The organism is Trichococcus sp. TS_SC_9 (genome assembly GCF_056156325.1).
Genome location: NZ_CM149591.1, coordinates 1,520,597 through 1,546,879, shown reverse-complemented (window position 1 = coordinate 1,546,879; position 26,283 = coordinate 1,520,597). Strand labels below are relative to the sequence as shown.

Here is a 26,283-nt window from a genome sequence, read left to right as displayed (position 1 = left end):
CATAAAGAACTAACCAACAATTAACCAAAAAATAATAGGATGAAGGGGAAAAAGATGAGCACTATAATCAAAGCAGTCAGCAAAAACTTAGACCTTAGCCAAAACAAGCCACTTAAAGACTTGATTTACGAAGCTTTTCGCAAGACCGTCATTTTAGGCGAAATCCCAGCTGGAGAACGCATCAACGAAAAAGAGTTCTCCGAAAACATGAACATCAGCCGCACACCCATCCGCTACGCTCTGAAAAAGTTGACCGAAGAAGATTTAGTGAAACACGTCCCTGGAGTCGGCGTTGTCGTAAAAGGCATCAGCATCAAAGATGCGTACGAAATTTATGATATCCGCAAAGCGCTGGATACCCTCGCTACCACAACAGCCATGAAGCTGATGACAGCCGAGGATTTCAAAGTGATGCGCCTGCATTTGGAATATTGCGAAATGCTGAATCAGGAAGATAAAGTTGAAGAATTACAGCAAAAATTTTTTGAGTTCAATGATTTCATATACGAAAAAAGCCAGATGCAACGCTTGAAGTCCATCGTTTTGAAGCTTTCGGAATACTTGATGTACTTCAGGGACATCTCGATCAGTTCGAAGGAAAGACGTGATTTTGCATTGGCGGAACACTGGTTGATCTACCGCGGGATGAAAACGCAAGATTCGCTTCAGATCCAACTCATCACCCATGAACATTTGGATCGCTCGCTGAATTTTATCGTCAAAGAAATGGAGAAACGTAAAATTGACTTTGAAACCAATGAATGAGCTGCTTGTCGAAATTGCCGGGCAAGCCGAGAAAGCTCTCCTTTATGAGGTAGCATTGACGCCAAAACCTGGTCTGGTGGACCGCAACAACAGCGGTGCCCACTCCGACATGGACTTCTTTACTTTCTTGGACAGCATCGTCAGCCTGAGCCCTTACCTGTACCAATATGTAAAATTAGGAATGGAACATGAAGGAACCGCAAAAGAGTTGTTCCATAAAGTCCGCTCAATGGGCGTCCATGCCGAAAAAGCGATGTTGGCTGCCACTAAAAACATCAATACCCATAAAGGGGCCAACTTCTCTTTCGCGGTACTGTTGGGGGCGACTGGCGCTTGCATTGGTCGGGGTCTGCAGCCTCCTTTCACACAAAATGATACACAAGAAGTACTCTCCTATGCCCAAGAAATGAGTCATGGATTGGTGACGGATGATTTTGCCGATCTCGCAGCCAAAGACTCCTTGACGTATGGAGAAAAATTATACCTCAGCTATGGCGTCACCGGTATCCGCGGTGAAGCCGAAGCCGGCTACCCTGCCTTGAGCCAACTGATTTTGCCTTTTTTAAGAGCAAATCAAAGCCAGCCCATTGAAACGCTATTATTAAAGGCGCTGCTCCTGTTGATGAGCCAAGTTGAAGATGGCAACATCATCCACCGTGGAGGCATCGACGCCTGGCAGACAGTCAAAACGGAAGCAAAACAACTCCTGCAAGATTCACATGAAGGAAACCTGAAAGAGTTGATGTACAGCTATGACCTGATCTTGATAGAAAGACACTTGAGCCCAGGCGGAGCTGCCGATCTTTTATCCTTAGGTATCTTTTTTGCAAAATTGGAAAATCTTTTCTGATCTTATTCGCCGTCCGGGCTGAACGTATAGCCTATTCCCCAGACAGTCTTCAAATAAAGCGGCTTTTTCGAGTCATCCTCAATCTTGTTGCGCAGATAACTGATGTAAACCATGATCAGGTTATTGTCCATTTCCCCATCATTCCATACATTCGCATAGATCTGCTCCTTCGAAAAAACTTGATTCGGATTTTCCAGGAAAAACAGCATCAATTGGATTTCTTTGGATGATAGGGCGATATCCTGCCCCCGCTTCTGCAGTTGATACAGGTTTTTATCGAAAGTAAAATCGCCCACTTTCAATACACGGCTGTTCGGATTTGTTTTTTGTGACTGAATGGTCTTCATTCTTTGCAACGTGCTCAAAATTTGAGCACGCAAAAGATTAGGTGAAAAAGGTTTTGTAATATAATAATCCGCCCCTGTTTCGAGACCGTTGATGATATCGGTCTCGCTTTTTTTGCCGCTTATAAATATAATAGGGGTTAACGGGTAGTCAGCACGGATCAGCTGCGCCAGATGATAGCCGTCATTCTCATATTCCAGACTGATATCCAACAGAAAAAGATCAAAAGTCACACGGGTCATAATATCCAGTGTTTTTTCGATGGAATCACTTTGGTAAATAAGAACACCCGTTGATTGCAGCGACTTCCAAATAAGGCGCCGGATTGCGATATCGTCATCAACGACGAGTATTTTTTGATTATTCATATTTTTCCTCCTCAATGTTCTCTAGTTTCGCAAGCAGAACATCGTTTTGTCAACTGATAATTTACATACTGTGTATTTTTTAAGAAAGGGCTCTTATGATGGAAAATAAACCAACGACACGTATCATCAACATCATCATGACAGGGTTATTCATCATCATCGCGATTACCTTGGTCACGATCGCCGGCAGCTTCTACTCCGTGGAGGAGAATGCCAAGAAAAGCGGCCAGGAACAACTGATGCGCACCTTGAACTATGTGACGAACAATCTGCAACTTGTCATCGAAAACCGTTCCTTATCGCTCCAGCAATTTTCTCAGAAACTGGCTTCCGAGGATTTCCCAGAATCGCAACTCGCCGATGCCGATATAGAGGCAATCGTAGCCGCTTATCTCGGTTCCTATGCAGATCAAACGAATCTCTTGATCCAACTTGATGGCGCAGGTATTTTCGCGAAGGCATGGCAGATCGAAGATGGGTCCCTTCAGGTACTTTCCGAAACCCGTGCCGAATCGTATCTGCAAGCAGATCCGAGTCTGAAATCGTTATTCACTGGTGGGTCACCCGTCCAAAACAGCAGCGATTATTTTCTGGAAAACCAATCTTTCGTGAATCTTTATTCCCCCATCGTTGAAGACGATGGCCAAGTCAGCGGTTATTTTGTCGCACCGTTGAACCTTGAGAACATGTTCAAGGCGGAAATATTCAGCAACACCAGTGATTACAGTGGCTATCCCTTGGTAAAGAATGCCGATATGGAAGTCGTCATCCATCCTGTCGAAAGCCAAGTCGGACTTGATATCATCTCCGGCCGCCAAGAGCAGTTCCCGGATTTGGATCTTTCCGACCTGAGACGATTGGAGGAAGCGCAGCTTACCCAAGAACAAGGGACGCTCAGCTACTACTCCTATTGGTGGGACGAAGAGAATCCGACCAAGGTCCTGAAGTTGGGTGCTTTCGAGTGGATCGACATTGGTGCAGCCCACTGGGTAGTCGCACTGAACTCGGATTTCTACGAGCACAACCGCGTTCCTATACAAAACAATTATATCCTATTAAGTCTATTATTGCTGATTTCTGCTATAATTCTCATCTTCATCCTTTTGATAAGGGGCTACAACAAAAAGAATCAGGCTTACGAAGAAAGCCAACGCCTCATCGAAAAACAAAAATTCGAAAATGAGCGCCATCAACTGGAAAAACGGATCCTGAAAGAAAGCAAACTGGAAGCAATCGGACTTTTGACCACGACCATCGTTCACGACATGAATAATTTTCTTACCCCTATCCTGGGAAATGCTCAGCTGTTGATGGATGACTACGCCGAGAACGAGGAATTGGTCAGCGAACTGAAGGAAATCTACCTTGCGGCGGAAAAAGGCAAGGATCTCTCAACAAACGTATTGCGTTTTTCCAAAGTCAGCGAAGGACAACAAGATACCGCGCACGATCTTTCGCAAGTGCTCAAGGACACCATTTCCGAAATCACGATCCTGACGCCGAAGAGCATCAAAGTCGAGAGTGACATCGCTCCTGGCATCTTGGTTGAAGGCTTCGATAAGCAGGACTTGCAGGTGGTCCTGTATAACCTTCTGACAAACGCCTTCCAAGCGATCGACACGCGTCCCGGCAATGTCAGGATCAGGCTGAAAAAAGCTGATGCCGAATGCAACGCCGAATTGCAGAAGCGTTCGATTGTGACGAAGGACAAGGAATTTGCGGTCTTATCCATCATAGACGATGGACCCGGCATCGCGGAAGGATTGGAGAGCAATGATCTGTTCGATCCTTTCTTCACCACCAAAGGCAGCAATGGGTCCGGTTTGGGACTGTTTGTGGTTTCTTCCATCGCTGATAAATATGATTGGCAAATCAGACTGGACAGAGCCCAAAAAGGTTTGACGGTCTGCATCAATATCCCACTCCAAAAAAGCTGACACAACAACAAACGAAAACCAACAGCATTATTCCTGATTGACGGGGACAATGCTGTTGGTTTTTTCATTTCAAATCAGGAGTTAACCGATCTGCTGGCACTTACAGAGACTGGACAATCTGGTCAAACGCATGGATGGCTTCATCCGGAAGCGGACATTCTGGATGTTCTTGGTTGAACGTCTGCAGGAATTCCGTGCGCATCGTCATCCGTTCTTTGACCAGTTTCTTGTAATTCTCATCTTCCAACGGCGGTTCATATCCAGGCACGTCCAAGTACGCCAAACCGGTCCCGGTCCCGAAAGGTTTGAATACGGCGGTCTCTTCGACGATGCTTTCGATTACGCCGAGCGTGATGTCTTTGGTGATGTCTTTGTTCAGGAAAGCGCCGGTATTGATGATATAGCAATCCACTGCTTCTTTGCTCAGCAAGGCTTTAAAATCTTCGTAATCTTCGATCAACGGGTAGACGCGGAATGGGTTGGCATAAGGTTCGATAACCAATCGGTCTCTATCTTCGCCCTTTCTTGCGGTTTCCGCTGTTGAGCGTTTCGTTGCCAATGTTGCTCCGAAAGTGGCGGCAAGGATCGGATTCTCGATTTTGACAAGCGGTGGCAAGGCATCATCTTTCATGATCCAGTAGACGCCCTCGATCGCCGAATGGAATTTGTCCACTCTGTCCGGCGTCACGTAACGCGATTTGACGGTGCGGCCATTGCCGTTGCGGATATCCTCCGTCACCAAGACGCGTTTTCCTTCCACATCCTTCGTCACGCCTACGTTCTGCACCGTCAGGAAATACTCTTGCTCAGGATGGTCAGCCGGATAATCCTGCGTCTTGTCGAAGTAAGCCGGTTCCAATGCAATCGATGAGCCGTCAACCAGATCGATGATGAAGGCATCATCATGCAATACCTTCACTTTGTACTTTCCGTTGTGCTTCGAATGCGTCAGAGTCGATTTACCCGAACCGGACAAGCCGAAGAATGCAAAGACGCGTTTCTTGTCTTCCAACACAAATTTCTTCAGGCCGCCGTGGCAGGAAGCGTACCCGTTGCGATGCGCGGTACCCCAGGCCAATGATAGCGTGCCTTTTTTGAATTCCCCAAAATACTGCATACCCAAAATACAGGCGACGTTATGATCGGGTTCAAAGTAAGCAAGGCCAAGCGGATAATCGGGATGGCGCCAATCAGGATCTGCATAGATGTAGATATCCCCTTCATCATATTTCTTTGAATGCGCGTACAATTCGTTGTACATGTCATTGGCCCACTGGAAGTTCAACAACCAAGAATATAGATTATTTTCGTTCCCTTCCGGAAATGCGATATGCGCTTTAATGATGAACGCTTCATCCAATCCGACATAGCCGGTTGCATGGTGGTACTTCTTGGTACGGTTCTGGTAGATGACGTCACGGACCAGTGCGATCAATTGCTCGTCTTCTGCTTTGTCCTCGCCTACGATTTTTCTTGCTTTAGCGGTACGTCCGACTATCTTTCCGCCATTTTCGACCAGCACTTTGGCATCTTCAGGCAGGCCCAATTTTTCCGTCTCTTTGATGGGAAGGTCGGTCACGATGACCCCTGGGGATGTTTTCGCCAACTCATAGGCTTCGGCAAGTGTCGTCACTTCATGCATATTGCTGCCGTAGAAAGCAGTTTCGACTGTAGTGCGTAATTTAGTTAACAATGGATTGGTTTTATTCAATGCAGATCTTTGGTACGTTTCAATTGTTGCCATACTCGACCTCCGTATTTTTGATGACTTCATTATAGTATGCTTTTCTGTGTTTGTGCCGATATTGAGGTGTACTTATGATGTGCTTGATATTTTGAACAGTAAAAAAACACTGTACTGGTGCATTAGACTTTTTTGCATCCGAGAAGTGTTTTTTCACTGTACTATGTTTGGGAGTACACAAAAGAAACACCACATCCCGAAAGCTTAATGCTACTATAGAGTCAACTAAACAAGTAATAACGGAGGAATGAATAATGCTTACCGTAGCCGAAGCAGTCAAAATACTCAGCAAAAAAAATATTACCCATTCAGAAGAAATGGTGCGCAGATGGATCCGCAAAGGAAAAATCAAGGATGCCGTGAAATTCAGCAACAAAGAGGGCTGGTTGATCCCTGAAGATTCATTGGAAGAAGTCATCGCAGCCAAAACCTACATGAACAGCGGCATCAAATCGACTAAGGAATACCGCAAAGGTTATCAGGATGCCTTGGCCTACATTAAGGAACGGGATTACGAACTCATCAAACAATCCCCACCTGTTTATGAGAAAGAATTCACAATTTATCGGGATAATGCCTTGGACTTGGCGGAGAACATGCTGCCGGAAACGCAACTGGCCAATCCTTTCAAAAAATTTGTGGATGATACATTGTTCAAGTGCAGCCATGCAGAACCACTTTCCTCCATCGTCGTAAAAGTATTGAATAATTGGGTGCTCGTGGAAGATACAAACGACATCTACAATATCGCAAAACTGCCGAATCTGAACGTGACTTTTGAAGATCACCTGACGCGCGCCCTTCTGCGCGACCAGTTCAACACATTCAAAAGAACAAGCTTGGCAGTCTGAGTTTAATTTCATAATAAGGAGTCCGATAACCTTTAAGTATCGGACAATCATAGCTTGCTTTCACCCGTAGTTGTCCGATAATCCATAAGTATCGGACAACACCAGTAACACGCTACTCCAAAAAACATGGATCTGTCTCGAAACGAGGCAGATCCATGTTTTTCTTTTATATATTCTGTATCGCGACTCCGCGAAACAGACTGCTTGGTCACATTTCCGAAAGTCTGTCCTTCACACTCTCGTATTCCTCCTGCGTGATGAGGCCTTCCGCCAATATTTCTTTTAAGCAGCTGATTTCCGCATCCAGATAATCCGGCAAAACGGGTTGCGGACTCTCGTTGGAAATTTCCTTTTCTTCAGGATGCAAGCCTTGGATTTTGTCCAAAATGACATGAAAATGAGGCTCCTTCTTCGTGGGGCTGTTGGTGGACATTTCCACAAACCAGCCATCAAACTTCATCCTTAATTCCTCTTTTCGCATCTGCGTATATTGGATACTGAAAACATCCTCTTTATGCTTATCATCCGCCATCTCTTTGGATTTGATCAGATATATTTTTTCATCGGTCACCAACACATATTTTTTCGGATTCTCTTTCATCCCGAAATGAAGGTACTCGCCTTCAGAACAATATTGCTCAGCTAATTGCAGAATAACATCTTGGCACGTTACGGACACAACTGTCTTCTCACCAATCTTCACCATGTTACCACTCCTTCTGCTTAATCCCCCGGAATTATCCAATCACTGATTTGCACGAACTGCAGTCTGCACAAATCGGTATTTACGGCTGAAATGCTATACCTCTATTATCGCATCTGGAGCGGTAAAAGTGCTGTTCTTCCGGTGTGCTTCGGCAAGTATTTCCGCCGCGGAACACTGCGCCTTCCATTAAAAAAAACAGCAGCGTTAAGGACCAGATAATGGCCTTCGCGCTGCTGTTCAATTTATATTTTTTCATGTCTGAATCGTTGGGGTTCACATAATGGAAAGCCGATCTGCGCTTTCGCAGAACATCTTCCGCTGACTCATTTCTGCTATGACTGCCGTCAAAAGATCCAAGCGATGCAAAATGGAATTCAGCTCCACATATTCATGATCGGTATGGAAAGCACCGCCGATCAGACCGATGCTGCAGACCGTCGGAACCCCGACACTAGTCGTGAAGTTAGCGTCGGATACGCCTCCCGATTTCTTGAACGAAACGAATGTGCCCATTCGCTTGCCGACATCCTCGAAGACGCTCCGCAAAGCTTTCGCTCCGGGAACGTCGACCATAGGCGGACGCTTGCCAATTACTTCGATGTCGATGCCAATCTCCATTTCGGCAGCATGAGCCTGCAGTTCCTCCAGCATATCAAAGAAGGCCGTGACGTCCGCGGGGTTTGAGTAACGGTAGTCCAGTTCCATCTGGGCGTGCTCGGGAACGACATTCGGTACGCTGCCGCCCTGGATCGTGCCCGCATTGACAGACACACCGGCAGCGTAATCGATCAAGGTATTCATGCGAACGATCCAATGAGCCAGTTCGTTGATGGCACTGCGCCCTTCCTGGGGAGCATCACCGGCGTGGGAGGGCCGGCCCTTGAAATGGATCTTCAGTTTTTCGATGCCTTTCCTTTCCTTGATCATCGAACCGTCCGCTGAACTCGGCTCCATGACGAAGGCGAACTTGGCAGTTTTCGCTTTCTCGATGATCACTTCGCGGGAATAAAAGGAACTGATCTCCTCATCCGGATTGTGGATCACACAGATATTGAGGTTCCCCTTCAGTTCTTCGGGCAAGTTTTCCAGCAAATAAGCCGTCAACAGGCTGCAGCCCTTCATGTCATAGACGCCAGGCCCATAAAGCCGCTCTCCCTCTATCTTGAAAGGCCGTCTGCTCGCTTCCCCATCCAGGAACACAGTATCAGTGTGGCCGATGAAGAGTAAATCGATGGGTTCGTCCGGAGCATTCGTCGCCACCAGCACCGGCCCAACTTCCGGACCGACCGAAACCAGCTCAGTCAGAAAACCTTGCTGCCTATATTTCTCTTCCAAAAACGCCGCCACTTCTCGTGTGCCCGCAGAATTTCTGCTGCCACTGTCGATATTGACAATCGTCTCCAATTCACGTAAATACTGATTCCTATCGAAGCCCATGAACATTCCCCCTTGGCGAAATTATAACATTCACCCCTGTCTAAAATATACCGTTTTTTAAAAGCGTTCTCAAATTAACCCTGACATTGGTTGTCGCCATTCCTGACGAAACCAGATTCATTCGCATGTGTGCAGACAAATACCGGAAGCTGTAGCTCGCCTAGAATCACAGCTACAGTTCCCGGCAGTCTTGCACCAAATGTATTTACTTGATGGGAAGTTCCGGTTCAAACTCTTGATATAACTCCCACGGCACTTCGTTTTGCAGCTTATATTGAATCTCAATCGGTTTTTCATTTCGGTATGACAATGGATTTATTTTACCTAAATAGATGAATTTGGATGTCACATTATCGATTTGTTTGAATTTCCGCGCGAACAAATGCAAGGTTACGCCTCGTTTTTCCGCATGGATGAAGTCTTGCCCTCGGTCAGAGTCTACTTTTGTGGAGTTAGGCGATTCCCATTGGAACTGCTTGGTGTTGATGAACTTATCCTTGTAGTTCACGCGTTCTTCTACGTCGTCACCTTTATGAAGGTCCACAAAATAGAAGTAATGATTGATTTCATCATTTTTCAGCACGCCCTGTCCTCGGAAGGAAGAATGTATTTTTTTATAGTTTGAAACAATGGCGATGTCCTTCATTGTGTACTCTTCGTAGAGTTTCAAATGCGGGATGCCATAATTTATTGAGCCAAATGTTTTTAAATAGCGCATTCTGCCGTAATGCAGGACATCTTCGATAAAAGGACGATACTGTTCATCTGCCAAGATGATTGAAAATTCTTCCGTCCGATGCAACATATTCCTATCATCCAAAGTCACCAATGGTCTTGCAGATTTCAATTCCCCTTTATCAGAAAATTCCATATTCAAGGTACGGAAAGCATGCAGAATGGTCTCGTCATCGACTGTATCCAAATACTCTAGTAATTCTGCTCTTGCTGTCTCCAAACTACATGTTTCACTTGTCAGCAAATAGTTTAAGATCATATTTTCATGTAGCCGAACTAAAGGTAATTTTTGAGACAAATCAGTCAACATGGCCATGAATAAAGGATTACCTTGCAATTCCATCACTAGTTCATTATTCGGCTCGACTTTATCCAAAAATTCGATGTAGTTCTTCGCTTTAAATTTACCCGATCTGGAGAAGAATTTAACCGGGTCTGGTGCGGCATCGACTTTTAAATAATCCTGCAATAGCCAAGGAATTCTTCCGTTATTCAAGTTTTTGAATTCATTGTACGTATTCTTTAAATAGGCCAGAGTAGAAAAGTTCTCAAAATCAATTTGCTCCAGAATCTGTTGTTTGCTGATTTCGTCCAACTGGATATGGGTCGCTCCCGGCAAATCCGAGAAATTGCGTTTCACTGACGTCTTGACGCTGTCCTTGTCGTAAAAGCGGCGCCCGTTCAGAGCGATCGCGATCAGGAAGCTTTTGCTGTAATTGCCGATGAAATCCAAGACCGTCAGGAATTCCTTGTTGTCTTTTTTGCGCAAGCCACGTCCCAATTGTTGTGTGAACACAATGGAAGATTGGGTCGGCCGCAGCATCATGACCAGATTGACGCCGGGAATATCGATTCCTTCATTGAAAATGTCCACGGTGAAGATCACTTCCAGATCAGAATCTTCCGCTTCCAGTAACTTCGTGTAGGCTTCTCTTCTGGATACTTTATCGCCACCGGATAAGGCGATGCTTGGGATACCCCGTTTATTGAATTCCTCCGCCATAAATTCTGCATGCGCAATCGTCATACAGAAGCCTAACGCTTTTCGTTTCAAGCCATCATGCCCATAGTAGTTCATTTTTTCGATGATAAAATCTACCCTTCGATGAACACTGAGGCGCTTTGCAATTTGATCAGGCGTCAGATTTTCCGAATCCTTTAAATCGACACCCGATTCATCGGTGATGCCAAAATAGTGGAACGGCACCAACAAATCGTATTCCAAAGCCTCGCGCAACCGGATTTCAACCGGTACATTGTTATCGAACAGGTCAAAGATGTTACCGCCATCCGTCCGCTCCGGAGTCGCAGTCATCCCTAACAGGAATTTGGGATTAAAATGCTCGAGAACCTCCATATATCTCGGACTGGTCGCATGATGCGCCTCATCCACGATGATATAGTCGAAGTGCCCCGGATCATATTCTGCATAAATATTCTTCATGCTTTGGATCGTCGCAAACAAATAATCAGACTGATGCTCTTTGGATGTTCCGGATAAAATCCCGGTCGATTTATCCTTCAGATTGATGATTTTTTTGAAGGAAGACATCGCACTATGCAGGATGTCTTCTCGATGCACCAGAAATAAAAGCCGCTCTGGTTTTGCCTGTTTCACATCAAAAGCAGCTAGGAACGTTTTACCGGTTCCAGTGGCAGCCACCACTAACGCCTTCTCCTGGTGCTTTTCCCGCAGCCGCATCAGCTTTTCTATCGCTAATTCCTGCATCATATTTGGTTTGATCGACGGTCCGCGCGTGAATTGGAAAACCATAGGATAAGACTCTTGGACAACAAGATCTTTTTTGCGATCCATCAAGAAACTTGCGTAATCATTGATGAAGGCATCATCCAATATTTCGCTGCTTTCCCAAATCAGGTTGTAGGCTTCCATAATTTCCGAAATGAATTGCTCGTCCTCATCGCCGTCCTTGGTGATGATCTGAAGATTCCATTCGATGTTGCTTTTCAAGGCGCTTTGGGTAATGTTGGAAGAGCCGACGATGATTTTGTAGTAATTAGTATATTCAAAAATGTAGGCTTTTGGGTGAAATCCGGTTTGTTTAGTGGCGACAAAGATGCGGGTATCGATATGCTGGAATGCTTTTAATCGGGTCAACGCATACGGTTCCGTAAAGTTCAGGTAAGTCCCGGTCAATATTTTTCCGGACGCACCATTCTCTGCCGCTTTTCGGATCGGATCCAGCAACAATTGCAGTCCGGAAAAGTTGATGAAGGCCACGTTCAGGTAAAAGCGTTGGCACGTTTCCAACGATTGGACTAATTCATCCAACAAGGTCCCTTTTTTGCTGTTGGTAATCAACGAATACATGGCTCCACCTCACTTGTGTCTTTACTCACCAGTTTATCATACCGATAATATTTTACTAGATCATGTCGCAATAATTATTCTATTTACGCATATCTGATTTATATCGTTTTTTGGATTGCGAGGTGTATTCTTTTACATCTGCCCTCAACTACTCTAAACTGAATAATAGTAAACGTTATCATATCAGGAGGTTATTTAATGACAAATAAAGACGTATTCACTTTTTACAACGGTGTGACGATTCCCTCTATCGGTTTCGGGACATGGCAAATCCCCAACGAAGAAGCCCATGCGGCGGTGACGATGGCTTTGAAGAACGGCTATACGCACATCGATACGGCACATGCCTATCACAACGAAGAAAATGTGGGAAAAGCGATCCGCGATTTCGGTATTGCGCGCGAAGAAGTGTTCGTGACCAGCAAATTGCCTGCGCAAATCAAGGATTTCGACGGCGCGCTGCAACACTTCGAAGAAACTATGACCAATCTTGGTCTGGATTACTTGGACCTTTACTTAATCCATGCACCATGGCCATGGGACGAGATCGGCAAAGACTGCACCGAAGGCAACATCCAAGTCTGGAAAGCCATGGAACAGCTCTATGACGAAGGCCGGATCCGCGCAATCGGGGTTTCGAACTTCTCCATCAAAGACTTGCAAGCGATCCTGGACAACTGCGACATCATCCCGATGGCGAACCAGATTCCTTTCTACATCGGCCGCGACCAAAAAGACCTGCTGACTTTCTGCAAAACGCACAAAATCGTGGTTGAAGCTTATTCACCTTTAGCTACCGGTGCGATTCTGGATAGCGCGGAAATCAAGCAAATGGCTGAAAAATACGATGTAACGCCGGCGCAGTTATCCATCCGTTACTGTTTGGAAAAGGATACTTTGCCTTTGCCGAAGTCTACGCATGAGGCCCGCATCATCGAAAATGCACAGCTTGATTTCACCATTTCACCGGAAGATGTGGCGATTTTGGATGCAATGAAGGATGTCCGCGCAAACTAAATACTCAACAAAAAAATCCTTAAAGTGGGCGTTCATACCCATTTTAAGGTTTTTTCTATTTTTACAGGTGATAATTTTTACGAAAAATAGCAATCAATGCGAGTGCGCAGCTCCGGTGAGGCGTACGCTCACCGAAGTTCTTCGGTAATTTTCAGCCGCAAGTCCGGCGAGGCTTCCCTCATCGGAGGACGCAAACGGAATGTTGGCCTAACTCCGGAGAGGCGCCGCCCGCCGGAGTTGCGGTTCCCTACCCAGACTCAAAACGTCCGCAAAGACGGTTACCGGACAATCAAAAAAACAAAGAACCCAGTGTCCGCCCCCTATGAGGCCGACACTGGGTTCTTTCACTATCATACTCTTTAGACCATACCCTCTATGCCTGTTTCGATGATATCCATCTGCAGCAGGGTCTCTTCATCCTTGGTGACTTTTTCCGCACCGTTCACGATTGCGTTGTACAGATCGTCATAGACTCTGGCGTAATCGCCTTTTTCGGAGACAACTTTTTCTTCGTGGTAGACGCCTTCATCATCCATATATGTCAGAACCCCGTAATGTTCCGGCAGGTCGACACCGAAATCGGAATTGTTCGGCATGTGGAATATTTTCAGGTGCTCTTCTTGACGGTCTCGGGTCTGTTTCACGAACATACCCTTTTTGCCGTAAACGACGAAGCTCGGACGCTCCTTCAGTCTGAAGAAGCTGGATTTGATGGAAACCTTCAGATTCTGATAGTGGAAATCCAAATCGAAGTAATCGTTCATCCGGCCCGGCCCCAACAATTGGCGCACATCATAGTGGATTTTGTCCGGCTTGCCGAAATAGGAAAGGACTTGATCGATTGTATGGCTGCCGATTCCGTAAAGGTAACTTGTATCCTTCGTAAAACTGTCGATCGCTAAAGGGATTTCCGGGCGATAATAATCGATTGCTATCTCGACTTCCAACAGATCGCCTAATTTGCCGCTTTCGATGACTTTCTGCGTGGTCAGAAAATCCGAATCATAGCGTCTGTTCTGGTAGCACTGGACCAGCAAACCCTTTTCTTTCGCATAGGCAAAAATAGCGGCGGCCTCTTCGGAAGTTGGCATGAACGGTTTTTCGACCAGCACATTTTTGCCGTGGTCCAAAGCCAGTTTAGCGAACTCGTAGTGGGAATTCGTATGCGTGCAGATTACCACCAATTGGATGTCATCATCCTCCAGTACATCTGCAATATTTCCTGTATACTGGATGCCTTCGATTTTTTCCCAATCGCTCTTCTCCGGATTCCGGCTGTAGATTGTTTTGACTTTAATGTTGCTTCTTGATAAAGAAAACGGCAGATGATAACGATTCGTGCTTTTTCCGTTTCCGATGTATCCGATTGTCAGCATATTTCTTCCCCCTAAATGATTGTATCTTCTCTCTATATTGTAGCGGTATATATCCGAATGTAAACCAATCCGGGCTGAATCGGTACAAAAGTGCGCCCTTTTTTAGATGGGGTGCTTTCTTTTGGACCAAATGTTCAGCGCAGATTGTTCCATTTGTGTATTTCCTGTTGCAATATTAGTTGATTTTAGTAAAGTTGAAAATAAATATTGTGAGAGTCGCTCCGGCCCTGTATAATTAAATGTAAGTTAACGTTTACATGAGTTTGTCAGATTAGGTTCTTTCAGTCACGACAAACAGCAATTTCCATATTCCGTTTTCATTTATCAGTTTCAACACTATAAGATTGGGGGACACTAATGATACAGAAAAGACAGCCTACTATGAGTGGCGAAGAGGAACTCTCCGAGCAATTAAAATTCGGCTTATTGATAGGATTTGCCTTATTGATGGGTGGTGTGGCCTTCCTGTTCAACAGCCCACGGGAAATTTATGAAGGCAACCTCACCATCTTGGCCTCTCCGGCTAATCTGTTTACGGATTACATGGCATTGACGAACGTCGGAGCGGCATTATTCAACGTTTCGTTGATGACGCTGCAGGCCATCTGGATTGTCCGGATGGCGGATGCCAAGATTAACGGTCCGGTTATAGCCGGCATTTTGACGATAGCGGGATTCGCCTTTTTTGGTAAGAACTTATTCAATTCCATGCCGATCAGCATCGGTGCCTTCACTTATGCAAGAGTCACAAAAGTCCCGATGCACAAATCGTTGCTGGCCGCCCTTTTCGGGACTGCCTTGGCACCGTTGGTCAGTGAACTCTCCTTCAGCCTCGGCATCGGTCAACCCTATGGTGTGCTTCTGGGGCTTGGCGCCGGTTTCATTTCCGGCTTCCTGATTCCCCCACTAGCGCATCATTTCGTTACCTTCACAAGAGGATTCAGCCTCTATAACGTCGGCTTCACCTGCGGCATCATCGGAACGGTCTTCATCTCTTTGATGCGCAACTTCGGTTTCGAGATCAAAACAGCAAATATCCTTGCCAGCGGCTACAACGGCCCATTTTCAGTGATGCTCTATTCACTGTTCAGCGGCATGTTCCTGATTGGCTTGTGGCTCAACGGATGGAGCTTCAAGGGGTTAAAGCGAATCATGCGTCATTCGGGCCAATTGTCCACTGATTACCTGGAGCTTGGCGGTTTGGGTGCGACGCTCATTAACATGTCCTTGCTTGGATTCCTATCTACGACTTACATTCTTTTAATGGGTGGAGAAATCAACGGTCCCGTTTTGGGCGGAATCTTCACAGTCATAGGCTTTGGAGCCTTCGGGAAAAACGTCAAGAATGTCCTGCCGATTCTGATTGGGGTCACACTGATGGGCCGACTCAACTATCAGGACAATCAGTCAACCATCGTCTTGATTTCGGCACTGTTCGGTACAACCTTGGCACCGTTGGCGGGTCGCTATGGGAACATAGCGGGCATCATCGCGGGGGCCATGCATCTGACGTTGGTCATGAATATCGGCTATCTCCATGGCGGCGTCAACCTCTACAATAATGGCTTTTCGGGCGGACTCGTCGCTTCGATATTGGTTCCGATCCTGGAAGCTTTCCACCTTCACCGGGCCAACCAACGCGCTTTGCGTGGGCCAGTCGATCCGGCTGATGAAGTAGAAGTCGAACACATTAAGTAGCTAATTTTTTGGAAAACAAAAGCGATGCCTTATGAACGGAGCAAACTCGTTCATAAGGCATCGCTTTTTACTTTTATATGAACAGACGAATCGCCGCAATCGCGGTCATGATCATGATGATGCGTTTGTACCACACTTCGTTTATCTTCCTGACGAAAGTGATTCCCATCCAACTGCCGAATGCGATGAACGGAATCATCAGCAACATGTACCGGAGCGTTCCCCAGGTGACGGTGCCCCACATGAAGATATGGAAAGGCAATTTCACGATATTCATCAGCAGGAAGAACCAGGCCGTTGTTCCGATCATCTTGTTCTTGGAGATGTCCTGCGACAGCAAATAGACGTTGAAAATAGGCCCGGCCGCATTCCCGACCATCGATGAAAAACCGCTGACAGCCCCGACCATCCAGTGGAAGATTGGATTTTTCGGAAGCGGTAAAACTCTTTTGGCCACCTCTCTGTAGACCAACAGCCCCAAGCAAATCAACACGACGATACCCAATAAAGCTTTAAACTGCTTGTCATCGAGATAATTGCCCGTGATGGCTCCTATGGCAATACCAAGTACGGCTGCAGGCAACAATTTCAGGACGTCACTGAATTTACCTTGTTTGCCGTACTGAAAGATGGCGATCAGATCTCCCAGCATCAGCATCGGCAACATAATTCCGGCTGACGCCTTCCCGCCGAACAAAACCGCAACGAGTGCCACTGCCGGTATTGTCGCACCTTGTATGCCTGTTTTCGAAAAACCGATGATGATCGCGGCAATGATCAACATCACCCATTCAATCCCGTTCAAACCCAACATTCTGTAACCCCCCCTCCAACGATTCTTTCATTTTACCGATTATCCCCAAAAATGACAATGACTCAGAGACCACAATCCGGAAAACGCTTAATCACTTCGGTTACTAGAAAAAAAGTACGTGTGAATTGGGTTTGGCGGTCATCCAAACCTCGCACTCAACAGCAAAAAGTGTTAAAATGTAACCAAAGACTTATGCCCACAATGACTGTTCCCCCCACCATCGCTCTTCACCGAGCCCACTTCCTTCATAACCATTTTTATAACCGCCTTCACCAGTACACTTCTGACGACTATGCAAGATATTCCCACATCCGATAGACTTTCTGAAACGTGTTCGACCTTGCTTCAGGATGGCCTTTCCTTGTATATTTTTCAGATCCATCACCTTTCTTGCGCCCAAAACTCAAAAAAAATCTGTAAAGGGTGTGACACACCATGATCGTCAACCGTAACACAATCAGGGAACAGAATGAAACCATCGTTTTGACAGCAATCATCAATCATCCCAATACCTCCAGAGCAGCCATCTCTCATGATTCCGGACTCAATAAGGCAACCGTATCTGAAATTGTCAAAAAACTGCTTAAGGAAAAACTTGTCGTCGAACTCGGTACAGGTCAAAGTTCTGTTGTTGGCGGGAGAAAACCGGTGTTATTGAAGGTGAACGCGAATGGCGGATACGCGATGAGTTTGACCATTACACAAACAAAGATTTCTTCTCTCGTCTGCAATCTTCAAGGTAAAATCGTCGCGCAATACGATTTGGTCAGAAAAGTTGAGGCCAGCAATATCATCGACAGCATCGAGGAAGTGGTCATCTACCACCGGAAGAACCTCAATAAGACGCCATTTCGCTTCGTGGGTATTGTTGTCTCCATCGACGGCTTTGTGCATGAAGATGAGATAGTAGCATCAACTAACAAAATGTTAGAGCATCTGACCGCCAAACACTTGGAGAGTGACGCCATCGACTGCCCGATTTTTCTGGAGAACCAGAATAATCTGGCTGTTATAGCCGAAGCGGTATTCGCTCATTCTCCGGGGAACATCATCAGTATCGATCTGGATGAAGGCATTGGTTCCGGGATTTTACTGCAGAACCGGTTGTTCCGAAGCAAAAACAGCTTGGCAGGCAATCTGGGGCACACAATCCTTTATCCATTCGGAAAAGACTGCGATTGCGGCAAACAAGGTTGCCTGAACCAATATTGTTCAACGGGTGCTTTGGTTGCGGAAATCAGGGACCTGAAGAAGGATCCCGCACTTAAGCTAGCCGATCTGATTGCCTTGTACAAAACAGGCGATGAAGATGCCAAAAACGTAGTGGAACATCTCGTGCTGCATATGAGCATCGCAATCAGCAACGTCGTCAGCCTGTTCGATCCAGAAAAAGTCTATCTGAATGGCGATCTCTTCAGGGCATTGCCGGAATGTGTGACCGCAATCCAAACGGAATTGAACCGAAAATCCGGACAAAACGTTCCGGTAAGTTTGTCCACACTGGGGAAAAACGGCGCACTTCTGGGCGGAATCGCATTGGCCCTCCAGCATTTCTTCCAGGTTCCGCAATTGCAGTTGCATTTTGAGGATTGAAATTTGGGATGCCTGGAGCGTAATCCCAACAAATTGAATAGCTCTTTCTGTCGTCACATCCTTCGGGGTGTGACGTTTTTTTTGACAGTCTCTTGCTTTTTGTTGATTATTAATATAGAATTTTATATGCAGATACATGTATTCGGTTTCACGAAACGACATTCCATATCGTGGAATGCCTTTTTATTATATGAAAAACCTGACATGGATCATATTTCATTAATTTTAATGTAGAGAGGAACTATTATATGACCTTACGCCACTATCTATCTTTTTTATCTGCAGCCTTTTTGATCATGGCCATGTACATTGCCGGGAATGCGGTTGGTTTCTTCGTTGAGCCGATCACCACGGAATTAGGTTTCACTCGCAGTGCCTTTTCGCTTTACATCAGCCTGTCGACTTTGACCGGTGTCTTCGTGCTTCCCCTGATCGGACAATTTCTACCTAAATTTGGCGCAAAGCGCTTGCTGATCGGAGGAGGTCTCTGGGTTTCGCTTGGATTTGTTTGGTTGGCATTCGCCACCCGTTTATGGCAATTTTATCTGGGCGGCATCTTCCTCGGTCTGTTCATGATGCCGATCACCATGTTTCTGGCGATTTTGTTGATCAACAATTGGTTCACCGCCAAAAAAGGATTGATGATGGGCTTGTTGAATGCCTCTGGAGGACTTGCGGGAGCCATCGTTTCGATGATCATGCCGACATTTCTGGATAATTTCGGTTGGCGCATGGGTTATTTTTTGATTGCAGGACTTTTCGCGCTCTTAACTGTACCAAACGCCCTCTTTTTGTTGGTTGAAAAGCCGGACAGCATCGGGTTGACCGCTTATGGAAATGAATTGTCGGCTCTAAGCGAAAATAATCAACCTCTACATGATCTGTCCATCCCTTATGAAGAAGCCAAAAAGATGAAACCGTTTCACATCCTATTCATAGGCATTTTCCTTTCCGCTTTCGGAGGCGGAATGATGCAACATCTGCCGGCGCACTTCAGTGGCCTGGAGTTCACATCCGGACAGGTTGGCACATTGTTTTCGCTCGTCATGGCTGGCATGATCATCGCCAACATTTCGGTGGGAGCCATCAATGACAAAATCGATTCGACCATCACCCTTACAGTTGTCGTTTTCTGCATGGTGATCGCCTTGTTCTTCCTTGCGACCACCCGCTCTTTCCTGGCCTTGTCGATCGTCATGTTCATCCTCGCATTCGGGCTCGGCGGACCCGCAGTGTTGACCCCTTTGGTCGTGAGTGAAGTCTTCGGTATCGGGGATTATCCGCGCATCTGGTCCATCCTTGGTATGGCGCCTTCCATCGGAATGTCCATCTCTGGCCCGCTTTGGGGAGCCGTTTACGATGTGACTGGTTCATATGCAATTGGGATGTATGCGATGATGGCGCTCAGCGTCATTTACGGATTCTGTTACCTTTTCGCCCTGAAAAATGGCCCGTTAAAACAGCCGCTTAACGTAACAGGCATCTAAAATAAGGTATGTCTTGGCCGGAGTTCCGGCCCCAAAACAAAAACGCGGACAAATTTGTCCGCGTTTTTGTTTTTTCTATTTTTTTAGCCATTTTTTCAATGGATTGCTCTTCTTCAGGTTGTCCAGGACCTCTTTGACGTCCTGATCCTTGGTCCCCATTTTGAGCCGTTCCTGCATTTTTTCGCGCATCAGCGTCTCGATGTTGCTGAGGTCCGGATACTTTCCGTCCTTTTCGCCTTTCGCAACGACCGACAGCACCTCGATGTAGCTCATCGCCAACGCGGTCGTCAGCACCGCAGCCGTGGCGCCGCTGATGATCCCTCCAACGAGCGTCCCCGCACCAGGGATCAACTTCAGCAAGTTGGACACGATGTACCGCCCCAAATAAGTGGCTCCCCCTGTTCCGCCAACCGCGCCGATCACGCTGGTGATGGTGGCTTTGTCCATCGAAATGCCGAAGATGGCGGTGATGTGGGCCAGCATGCCGATCTGCATCGGCACCAAGACAGTCGCATCGGAAAAAGGAATCGGCGTGAAACCGACACCGAATGTGGTCACGATATATTTGGTCGCCCAACTTCGGGATGCTTTCGCTTTACGCGCAATATCCACTTGTTGGGCGTTGTTAAAAGCCTCTTTCGTCTCCTCCGGCAGCACCGCAAACGTCCGCTCGATCAATTCCTTCAATCCGCTCTGCGGAAGCACCAGCGCATCCGTGATCGCATAGGGCTCCGCCATCACGTTCAGCACCCCGGCGATCGGCAAATTTAGGTTTTCGATGTATTTCTTCAGCTCGGTAGCAGGCTGTCCGATCGATTGCGTCAGGACGACCAGCACCGGCAGCAGACCGGATAATTCTTCCATGAAGGCGATCTCGGATTCCTCGATGCGGGAGGAATGCGCATTGATGCAATAATAGACCAAATGGATCGCCTTATCGGACCCTTCCTTTTGGCTATGCTTGATGGTCTCGATGATTTCCCTCTTGACTTCGGTTTGGATCGGATGGCCCAATTCCAGCCCGCGCGTATCGTACAGCACGATCGGCATGCCTTCCTTCGCAATCCGCCGTAGATGTTTCGTGACAGGTTTTCCGATGCCGGTCTCAGCCATCCGTTCCCGGAAGACATTGTTGATCAGCGTACTTTTCCCGACACCCGTCTTCCCCGCCAGCAGGATATTGACAGGGTGCATGTTTTCCACTTCTTCTTTTGTCTTGTTCAGTATCTCCTGGACCACATTCAAATCAAGGTTTCCTCTTCCCATGACGCTTCCTCCTGTCGCTCAAACACAAACATGCTAATTTACGGAACGATCACGTTCCTCTGGTTATTTCCACCACGCTTTGGGAAATGAAATAATACCCATACTCCCCCATCCGCTCCGGCGAGTCTTTCATGCCGTTCGTCACCCAGGAGTAGATCATGCCCTGATAGGCGAAGGAAACGGCTGTGATCCAGTGTTCATAAGGTATGACGTTTTTTTTCGACCGGAGCTGATCTTCCAAACGTCCCCTCAAATAGGTGTTGAATTTGAGCGGAAAGGAGTAGCTGCTTCGCCCGTTGAAAAGAACGCTGAAGAAGCGCTCATTTTGTTTGATGTAGCTGAATATATCCGTGAACGCCTCAACCGTTATTTGCCTGAATTCTATTTCTGCTGCATCGGATAAAACCGTTTTCGTGATGGCTTTCCCTCTGTCCTGGAGTTCCAGGATCAGCGCATCGATATTTTTCTCCAACAGATCATGTTTATCTACGTAATGCAGGTAAAAAGTTCCCCGATTCACTTTTGCCCGTCCGGTAAGTTCCCTCACCGTCACTTCTTCGATGGATTTTTCTTCCAGCAGTGTTATCAATGCATGCAAAAGATTTTTCTTTGTGGCTATGACGCGCTTGTCTTGCGATTGTTTATTAGGATTCATTAGTAGCTCCTGCTTCCAGAGTCTGATTTGGAACTCTTTCTTGATATAGACTTCCAAAATGCTAACATGATTATAGTATAGCCACCCCAAGATAACAAGTTAAATGGCCGCCTTTCAGGGGATCCAGCACAACAAAAAAAAAGCTGCTCTGGTCCGTTGGAATGGACCGAAGCAGCTTTTTCGGATGGAAGGCGGACTAATCGCGCTCCTGTTGGTTAATCGTCGTTGCTTCCGCCGCCGAAAAGCAACAGCAGACGGAGCAGTTGTAGGAAGCTCATGAAGGCAGCCGCGACATATGTCATGGCTGCTGCCACAAGAACTTTGCGGGCTTTCGGCACTTCTTGCGCGTTCAGGATGCCACCTTTCGACAGGATCTTCAGCGCGCGTCCGGATGCATTGAATTCGACAGGCAATGTGACCACTTGGAACAAGAAGCTGAACGAGAAGAAGAGGATCCCAAAATTGAGGAACGTCTGGTTCATGCCTGCGAACATGCCAATCATGATCATCGGCATGGAAAGCATCTGGCCGAAATTGGCGGCCGGGACCAAACCTGCACGCATGCGCAACGGAATGTAATTTTTTTGGTCCTGGATCGCGTGACCGACTTCATGGGCAGCGACACCGATAGCTGCAACCGAAGTCGAGTTGGCTGTCGTATCAGAAAGACGCAGCACTTTGGCGCGCGAGTCGTAGTGGTCCGTCAGATCCCCACGGACGCGTTCGATCTGCACATCATGGATGCCCGATTGCTCCAGGATGAAGCGTGCTGCATCCGTAGCGGTGTAACCGTTTTGGCTTTTCACTTTGTTATAGGTATTGAAGGTACGTTTGACGAATCCCGAAGCAATCATGGAAACCACGATACCGAGGATGATCAATATATAGGTGCTATCGAAGAATGGATACAACATGTCTCATCAACCTTTCTTTTATTTACTCTACAGTATAGCATCCGATTATGAAGAAAAGGTGAAGAATGCTTACGGTCGTGTAATTTTATCAAATTCTTTAGATATCCGTTGTTTGCAACATCGGATTCTGGTTGGCCAGAGGAAATCAGCTGGAGGTAGCCCCTGCTCCGGCGAGGGTCCGCCCGCCGGAGGACGCGACTGAATTCCGACCTCAGCTCCGGGGAAGCTGGCCTCATCGGAGAACACAAAAAATGTTGGCTGAACTCCGGCCAAGCCTCCGATCACCGGAGCAGCGCGCTACGCTACGGCTCGATGGATTGCTGCTGCAACCTACGTTTCCTCCAAACCAAAAGCTGCCCCGCAATGAGACAGCCCCCAGTTCTATTGATTGTGTTTCCGGTATTTTTGCATGACTGTGACCAGGCGCTGCATCGCTTCCATCAGCGTTTTCGTAGGGGCACCCAGGCTGATTCTTTCGTATCCACGGCCTTCGTCTCCGAAGATGTAGCCTTCATCCAGGAAGACTTGCGCCTCCTGCTCCGTGAGGGTTTCCAATTCTTTGTGCGACAATCCGAAGGCGCTGAAATCCATCCATTGCAGGTAGGTCCCTTCCAGATCAAAGACGGTCACTTCCGGCAGTTCCTTCGCTAGGAAATCTTTCAGCACTTCGTGGTTATGCCAGATCAAGGCTTTGAATTCTTCCAGCCAGTCCTCGGCTGCCGTATAGGCGATTTCTGTCGCCTTCAAGCCGATGACATTGGTTCCTCCGCCGATGCCGGTCATTTCCATATCCATCTTGAATGCCGTGTGGAGCTCCGGATTCGAAATGATGACATTGGAATTGCGGAGTCCCGCGATATTGAAGGACTTGCTGGCGGCGGTTGCCGTGATGCAGATGTCCGCTGCTGCTTCCGATATGGCTGCCATCGGCGTGAAGCTATGCCCGGGCATGATCAGATCGTGGTGGATTTCATCCGCCAAAATCACGACATCATTGGCGGCGCAGATGTCGACCACTCTCTCCAGTTCCGCTTTGGTCCAGACGCGGCCGACCGGATTATGCGGATTGCTAAAGAGCATCAGTTTGATGTTCGGCTCTTTGGCTTTTTCCGCCAAACCATCAAAATCGATTTCGTAGCGATCGCCGTTGCGGACCAACGAATTGTTGATGAGCTTGCGTTTCGTGTTCTTGATCGACTTCATGAACGGGTAATAGACCGGCCCCATGTAAAGGACTCCGTCGCCCGGTTCCGTGTACGCTCGGATAGCGGAGTAGAACGCCGCAATGATGCCCGGTGTGCAGATGATCCATTCCTTCTTGATTTCCCACGCATGGCGATTCCCCATCCAGTTGATGATGGCGCGGTAATAGTCTTCGGTCGGCAGATCATAGCCCATTACGGCTGTTTCGATATATTCCTGCAGTCCTTTGACGATCTGCGGTGCTGTCTTTATGTCCAAATCCGCTACAGAAAAAGGAAAAACATCCTTCCTCACATTCGGATTGCTTCTGTACATGGCTGCCCATTTTTCGGACCCGGTATTGCTCCGGTTGACGGGCGTTTCAAAATCATAATTCATAAATGCATCCTCCCAACATTTGACTTACTTTTCATTCTATCACTCGTTTTGACAATTGCCACCCCTAATCAGATTTTAATGCAATAAAAATGGAGAATCCGTTTTGGATCCTCCATTTTTCACATACATTCAGCGGCTCATCTTTCAGCTTTTCCTCTTCAGCATTTTGAGGTAACTTTGATAATTCTTATTGCCGCCGGAAAGGTTGTAGACTTCCTGGAAGCCTAAATTGATCAAGACGTTCTGACCGGCATTTCCGGTTACGCCCTTGTTGCAGTAAGTCACTGTCGGGATATCTTTGGAAAGCTCACCGGCGCGTGTCCTTAGTTCCCCTAACGGGATGTGGATTGCATTTTGGACGTGGCCCTTCTCGAAGTCCTTGGCGGAACGTGTATCGACCACCTGGATAGTTTCGCCTTTATGCTGCGTTTCGACCAACTGAGCCGGCGGCATCAAAGGATTTCCGTGCAAGGCGTTATCCAAGGCCATGCCTGTATATAGGATAGGGTCTTTTGTCGTTGCGAATGGTGGTGCATAGGCCAGATCCAAGTGGAACAGGTCTTCCGCTTTCGCCTTGAAGGTGATGGCCGTTGCGAGGACATCGATCCGTTTGTCCACACCTTGCGTTCCTACGATTTGAGCGCCCAAGACGCGTCCAGTAGCCTTATCGGCCAATGCCTTGATGATCAGTTCCTTGCCGCCAAGGTATTCGGCGTGGTCCGGCTTGATATTGTAAAGGATTTCCACGGAATAGCCTGCTGCCTTCGCTTCTTTTTCGGTCATGCCTGTCTGACCGACATGCAGATTGAATACGCGGAAAATCCCGGTACCCAATACGCCCCGGTGTTCCAGATCTCCACCTGTAATCACATCACCGGCGATGCGTCCCATTTTATTGGCCGTAGAGCCCAATGGACGGTAGATTGGCTTGCCTGTGATGACGGAGAAGCTTTCTGCGACATCACCGACCGCATAAACATCCGCAAGGTTTGTCTGCATTTTGCTATTGACGGCAATTGCACCTGTCGCTCCGATTGTGACGCCGATTTCCTTCGCCAGCTGGGTATTCGGGCGCACTCCGGCTGCCAGGATGACGATATCCGTTTCGATGGTGGCGCCTTTTGTCGTCACCACTTTTTTGACTGTACCATCACCTTCGATGGTCTTGACCGTATCGCCCAGATGCATATGCACGCCATTGGCCATCAGCACTTCTTCCACTCGGAAAGCCATATCTGCATCCATCGGCGGCATTACTTGATTTTCCAACTGAACGATGGTGACATCCCAGCCTTTATGCACAAGCTGTTCGGCCATTTCCAGACCGATGAACCCGGCGCCGATGATGAGTGCTTTTTCCGGATTTTTGGCAGCTGCATACCCTTCGATATCGCGCACATCCTGGATATTGCGGACGTGGAAAACATTCTCATATTCAGCTTGGTTGAACGGCGGCGGCGTCATCGGTGAAGCGCCCGTCGCAAGGACCAACACATCATAGTCGTCATGCTTCGTTTCGCCTGTCACCAAATCCTTGATTTGAATTTTTTTTGCGTCATGGTCGATTGTTGTCACCCGGTGCTCCGTGAATACGGAAACGTTGTATCTTTTCTTGAACCACTTTGCGTTGCGCGGCGTCAAGCTATCCAACGATTCGACTTCTCCACCGATTTTGTAAGGGATGCCGCAGACGGAATAAGAAATGTCCTTACCTTGATCGTAGACGACAATTTCTGCCTCTTCCGTATTTCTTCTTGCTTTGGCTGCTACTGAGGTCCCCGCAGCTACCGAACCGATAACGATGATTTTCAT

20 protein-coding genes are annotated in these 26,283 nt (G+C 47.2%); 8 read left to right on the top strand and 12 right to left on the bottom strand.

All coding sequences use genetic code 11. The features are described from left to right. The first annotated feature begins 54 nt into the window (after positions 1 to 54). Both AC0J5I_RS07495 and citG read left to right on the top strand, forming a co-directional pair. On the top strand, positions 55 to 765 hold the full coding sequence (locus tag AC0J5I_RS07495; protein WP_475305420.1) for a GntR family transcriptional regulator: 711 nt from the start codon (positions 55 to 57) through the stop codon (positions 763 to 765). After that, the gene (gene citG / locus AC0J5I_RS07490) at positions 743 to 1,615 is read left to right on the top strand and encodes a triphosphoribosyl-dephospho-CoA synthase CitG (RefSeq protein WP_475305417.1); all 873 of its coding nucleotides are present in this window, start codon (positions 743 to 745) and stop codon (positions 1,613 to 1,615) included. The genes AC0J5I_RS07495 and citG overlap by 23 nt, the downstream gene beginning before the upstream one ends. A gap of 2 nt (positions 1,616 to 1,617) precedes the next feature. On the opposite strand, the gene AC0J5I_RS07485 is transcribed toward citG, so the two are convergent. Beyond that, positions 1,618 to 2,328, bottom strand: a complete 711-nt coding sequence (locus AC0J5I_RS07485) for a response regulator transcription factor (protein WP_475305413.1) — start codon at positions 2,326 to 2,328, stop codon at positions 1,618 to 1,620. A gap of 95 nt (positions 2,329 to 2,423) precedes the next feature. On the opposite strand from AC0J5I_RS07485, the gene AC0J5I_RS07480 reads away from it, so the two are divergent. Further along, positions 2,424 to 4,265: a sensor histidine kinase gene (locus tag AC0J5I_RS07480; RefSeq protein ID WP_475305409.1), complete on the top strand. Its 1,842-nt coding sequence runs from the start codon at positions 2,424 to 2,426 to the stop codon at positions 4,263 to 4,265. A gap of 100 nt (positions 4,266 to 4,365) precedes the next feature. On the opposite strand, the gene AC0J5I_RS07475 is transcribed toward AC0J5I_RS07480, so the two are convergent. Continuing rightward, entirely contained in the window at positions 4,366 to 6,009 is a 1,644-nt protein-coding gene (locus AC0J5I_RS07475; RefSeq protein WP_475305405.1) for a phosphoenolpyruvate carboxykinase (ATP), read from the bottom strand. Between the two features lie 254 nt (positions 6,010 to 6,263). Between AC0J5I_RS07475 and AC0J5I_RS07470 the strand changes: the two genes are divergently transcribed. Beyond that, entirely contained in the window at positions 6,264 to 6,860 is a 597-nt protein-coding gene (locus AC0J5I_RS07470) for a helix-turn-helix domain-containing protein (RefSeq protein ID WP_159072121.1), read from the top strand. Positions 6,861 to 7,068: 208 nt separating this feature from the next. Here AC0J5I_RS07470 and AC0J5I_RS07465 read toward each other — a convergent pair whose 3' ends face one another. The 3 genes from AC0J5I_RS07465 to AC0J5I_RS07455 form a co-directional block, all read right to left on the bottom strand. After that, positions 7,069 to 7,566: a hypothetical protein gene (locus AC0J5I_RS07465; protein ID WP_475305401.1), complete on the bottom strand. Its 498-nt coding sequence runs from the start codon at positions 7,564 to 7,566 to the stop codon at positions 7,069 to 7,071. Between the two features lie 273 nt (positions 7,567 to 7,839). Next, on the bottom strand, positions 7,840 to 9,003 hold the full coding sequence (locus AC0J5I_RS07460; protein ID WP_475305397.1) for a M20 family metallopeptidase: 1,164 nt from the start codon (positions 9,001 to 9,003) through the stop codon (positions 7,840 to 7,842). Between the two features lie 205 nt (positions 9,004 to 9,208). Beyond that, positions 9,209 to 12,070 carry a DUF3427 domain-containing protein gene (locus AC0J5I_RS07455; protein WP_475305394.1) on the bottom strand — a complete coding sequence of 954 codons (2,862 nt, stop codon included), beginning with the start codon at positions 12,068 to 12,070 and terminating at the stop codon, positions 9,209 to 9,211. A gap of 198 nt (positions 12,071 to 12,268) precedes the next feature. Between AC0J5I_RS07455 and AC0J5I_RS07450 the strand changes: the two genes are divergently transcribed. Further along, positions 12,269 to 13,087, top strand: coding sequence for an aldo/keto reductase (locus AC0J5I_RS07450; protein WP_475305391.1), 819 nt, complete (start codon positions 12,269 to 12,271; stop codon positions 13,085 to 13,087). 359 nt (positions 13,088 to 13,446) lie between these two features. Here AC0J5I_RS07450 and AC0J5I_RS07445 read toward each other — a convergent pair whose 3' ends face one another. Continuing rightward, the gene (locus AC0J5I_RS07445) at positions 13,447 to 14,463 is read right to left on the bottom strand and encodes a Gfo/Idh/MocA family oxidoreductase (protein WP_475305387.1); all 1,017 of its coding nucleotides are present in this window, start codon (positions 14,461 to 14,463) and stop codon (positions 13,447 to 13,449) included. Positions 14,464 to 14,820: 357 nt separating this feature from the next. Here AC0J5I_RS07445 and AC0J5I_RS07440 point away from each other — a divergent pair, with 357 nt between their 5' ends. Then, entirely contained in the window at positions 14,821 to 16,161 is a 1,341-nt protein-coding gene (locus AC0J5I_RS07440) for a DUF1576 domain-containing protein (protein ID WP_475305384.1), read from the top strand. A 73-nt stretch (positions 16,162 to 16,234) separates the two neighbouring features. Here the strand turns inward: AC0J5I_RS07440 and AC0J5I_RS07435 are convergent, their stop codons facing one another. After that, complete coding sequence (locus tag AC0J5I_RS07435) at positions 16,235 to 16,975, bottom strand: sulfite exporter TauE/SafE family protein (RefSeq protein ID WP_475305380.1); 741 nt, start codon at positions 16,973 to 16,975, stop codon at positions 16,235 to 16,237. 435 nt (positions 16,976 to 17,410) lie between these two features. Between AC0J5I_RS07435 and AC0J5I_RS07430 the strand changes: the two genes are divergently transcribed. Together AC0J5I_RS07430 and AC0J5I_RS07425 are read left to right on the top strand one after the other, a co-directional pair. Continuing rightward, positions 17,411 to 18,568, top strand: a complete 1,158-nt coding sequence (locus AC0J5I_RS07430) for an ROK family transcriptional regulator (RefSeq protein WP_107994834.1) — start codon at positions 17,411 to 17,413, stop codon at positions 18,566 to 18,568. 248 nt (positions 18,569 to 18,816) lie between these two features. Then, positions 18,817 to 20,055, top strand: coding sequence for an MFS transporter (locus AC0J5I_RS07425; protein ID WP_475305373.1), 1,239 nt, complete (start codon positions 18,817 to 18,819; stop codon positions 20,053 to 20,055). A gap of 75 nt (positions 20,056 to 20,130) precedes the next feature. Here the strand turns inward: AC0J5I_RS07425 and AC0J5I_RS07420 are convergent, their stop codons facing one another. The 5 genes from AC0J5I_RS07420 to AC0J5I_RS07400 all read right to left on the bottom strand — a co-directional run bounded on the left by AC0J5I_RS07420 (position 20,131) and on the right by AC0J5I_RS07400 (position 26,283). After that, entirely contained in the window at positions 20,131 to 21,321 is a 1,191-nt protein-coding gene (locus AC0J5I_RS07420; protein ID WP_475305371.1) for a YcjF family protein, read from the bottom strand. Between the two features lie 49 nt (positions 21,322 to 21,370). After that, entirely contained in the window at positions 21,371 to 21,976 is a 606-nt protein-coding gene (locus AC0J5I_RS07415) for a TetR/AcrR family transcriptional regulator (RefSeq protein WP_475305366.1), read from the bottom strand. A 215-nt stretch (positions 21,977 to 22,191) separates the two neighbouring features. After that, entirely contained in the window at positions 22,192 to 22,890 is a 699-nt protein-coding gene (locus AC0J5I_RS07410) for a zinc metallopeptidase (protein WP_475305362.1), read from the bottom strand. A 381-nt stretch (positions 22,891 to 23,271) separates the two neighbouring features. Further along, a complete protein-coding gene (locus AC0J5I_RS07405; protein WP_475305358.1) occupies positions 23,272 to 24,471 on the bottom strand; it encodes a MalY/PatB family protein in 1,200 nt (399 codons plus the stop codon). A 144-nt stretch (positions 24,472 to 24,615) separates the two neighbouring features. Then, positions 24,616 to 26,283 carry an FAD-dependent oxidoreductase gene (locus AC0J5I_RS07400; RefSeq protein WP_475305354.1) on the bottom strand — a complete coding sequence of 556 codons (1,668 nt, stop codon included), beginning with the start codon at positions 26,281 to 26,283 and terminating at the stop codon, positions 24,616 to 24,618.

Coding starts and splice junctions, on each gene's coding strand:
- AC0J5I_RS07495 (WP_475305420.1), top strand. CDS start 55: ATGAGCACTATAATCAAAGCAGTCAGCAAAAACTTAGACCTTAGCCAA.
- AC0J5I_RS07485 (WP_475305413.1), bottom strand. CDS start 2,328: ATGAATAATCAAAAAATACTCGTCGTTGATGACGATATCGCAATCCGG.
- AC0J5I_RS07480 (WP_475305409.1), top strand. CDS start 2,424: ATGATGGAAAATAAACCAACGACACGTATCATCAACATCATCATGACA.
- AC0J5I_RS07475 (WP_475305405.1), bottom strand. CDS start 6,009: ATGGCAACAATTGAAACGTACCAAAGATCTGCATTGAATAAAACCAAT.
- AC0J5I_RS07470 (WP_159072121.1), top strand. CDS start 6,264: ATGCTTACCGTAGCCGAAGCAGTCAAAATACTCAGCAAAAAAAATATT.
- AC0J5I_RS07465 (WP_475305401.1), bottom strand. CDS start 7,566: ATGGTGAAGATTGGTGAGAAGACAGTTGTGTCCGTAACGTGCCAAGAT.
- AC0J5I_RS07460 (WP_475305397.1), bottom strand. CDS start 9,003: ATGGGCTTCGATAGGAATCAGTATTTACGTGAATTGGAGACGATTGTC.
- AC0J5I_RS07455 (WP_475305394.1), bottom strand. CDS start 12,070: ATGTATTCGTTGATTACCAACAGCAAAAAAGGGACCTTGTTGGATGAA.
- AC0J5I_RS07450 (WP_475305391.1), top strand. CDS start 12,269: ATGACAAATAAAGACGTATTCACTTTTTACAACGGTGTGACGATTCCC.
- AC0J5I_RS07445 (WP_475305387.1), bottom strand. CDS start 14,463: ATGCTGACAATCGGATACATCGGAAACGGAAAAAGCACGAATCGTTAT.
- AC0J5I_RS07440 (WP_475305384.1), top strand. CDS start 14,821: ATGATACAGAAAAGACAGCCTACTATGAGTGGCGAAGAGGAACTCTCC.
- AC0J5I_RS07435 (WP_475305380.1), bottom strand. CDS start 16,975: ATGTTGGGTTTGAACGGGATTGAATGGGTGATGTTGATCATTGCCGCG.
- AC0J5I_RS07430 (WP_107994834.1), top strand. CDS start 17,411: ATGATCGTCAACCGTAACACAATCAGGGAACAGAATGAAACCATCGTT.
- AC0J5I_RS07425 (WP_475305373.1), top strand. CDS start 18,817: ATGACCTTACGCCACTATCTATCTTTTTTATCTGCAGCCTTTTTGATC.
- AC0J5I_RS07420 (WP_475305371.1), bottom strand. CDS start 21,321: ATGGGAAGAGGAAACCTTGATTTGAATGTGGTCCAGGAGATACTGAAC.
- AC0J5I_RS07415 (WP_475305366.1), bottom strand. CDS start 21,976: ATGAATCCTAATAAACAATCGCAAGACAAGCGCGTCATAGCCACAAAG.
- AC0J5I_RS07410 (WP_475305362.1), bottom strand. CDS start 22,890: ATGTTGTATCCATTCTTCGATAGCACCTATATATTGATCATCCTCGGT.
- AC0J5I_RS07405 (WP_475305358.1), bottom strand. CDS start 24,471: ATGAATTATGATTTTGAAACGCCCGTCAACCGGAGCAATACCGGGTCC.
- AC0J5I_RS07400 (WP_475305354.1), bottom strand. CDS start 26,283: ATGAAAATCATCGTTATCGGTTCGGTAGCTGCGGGGACCTCAGTAGCA.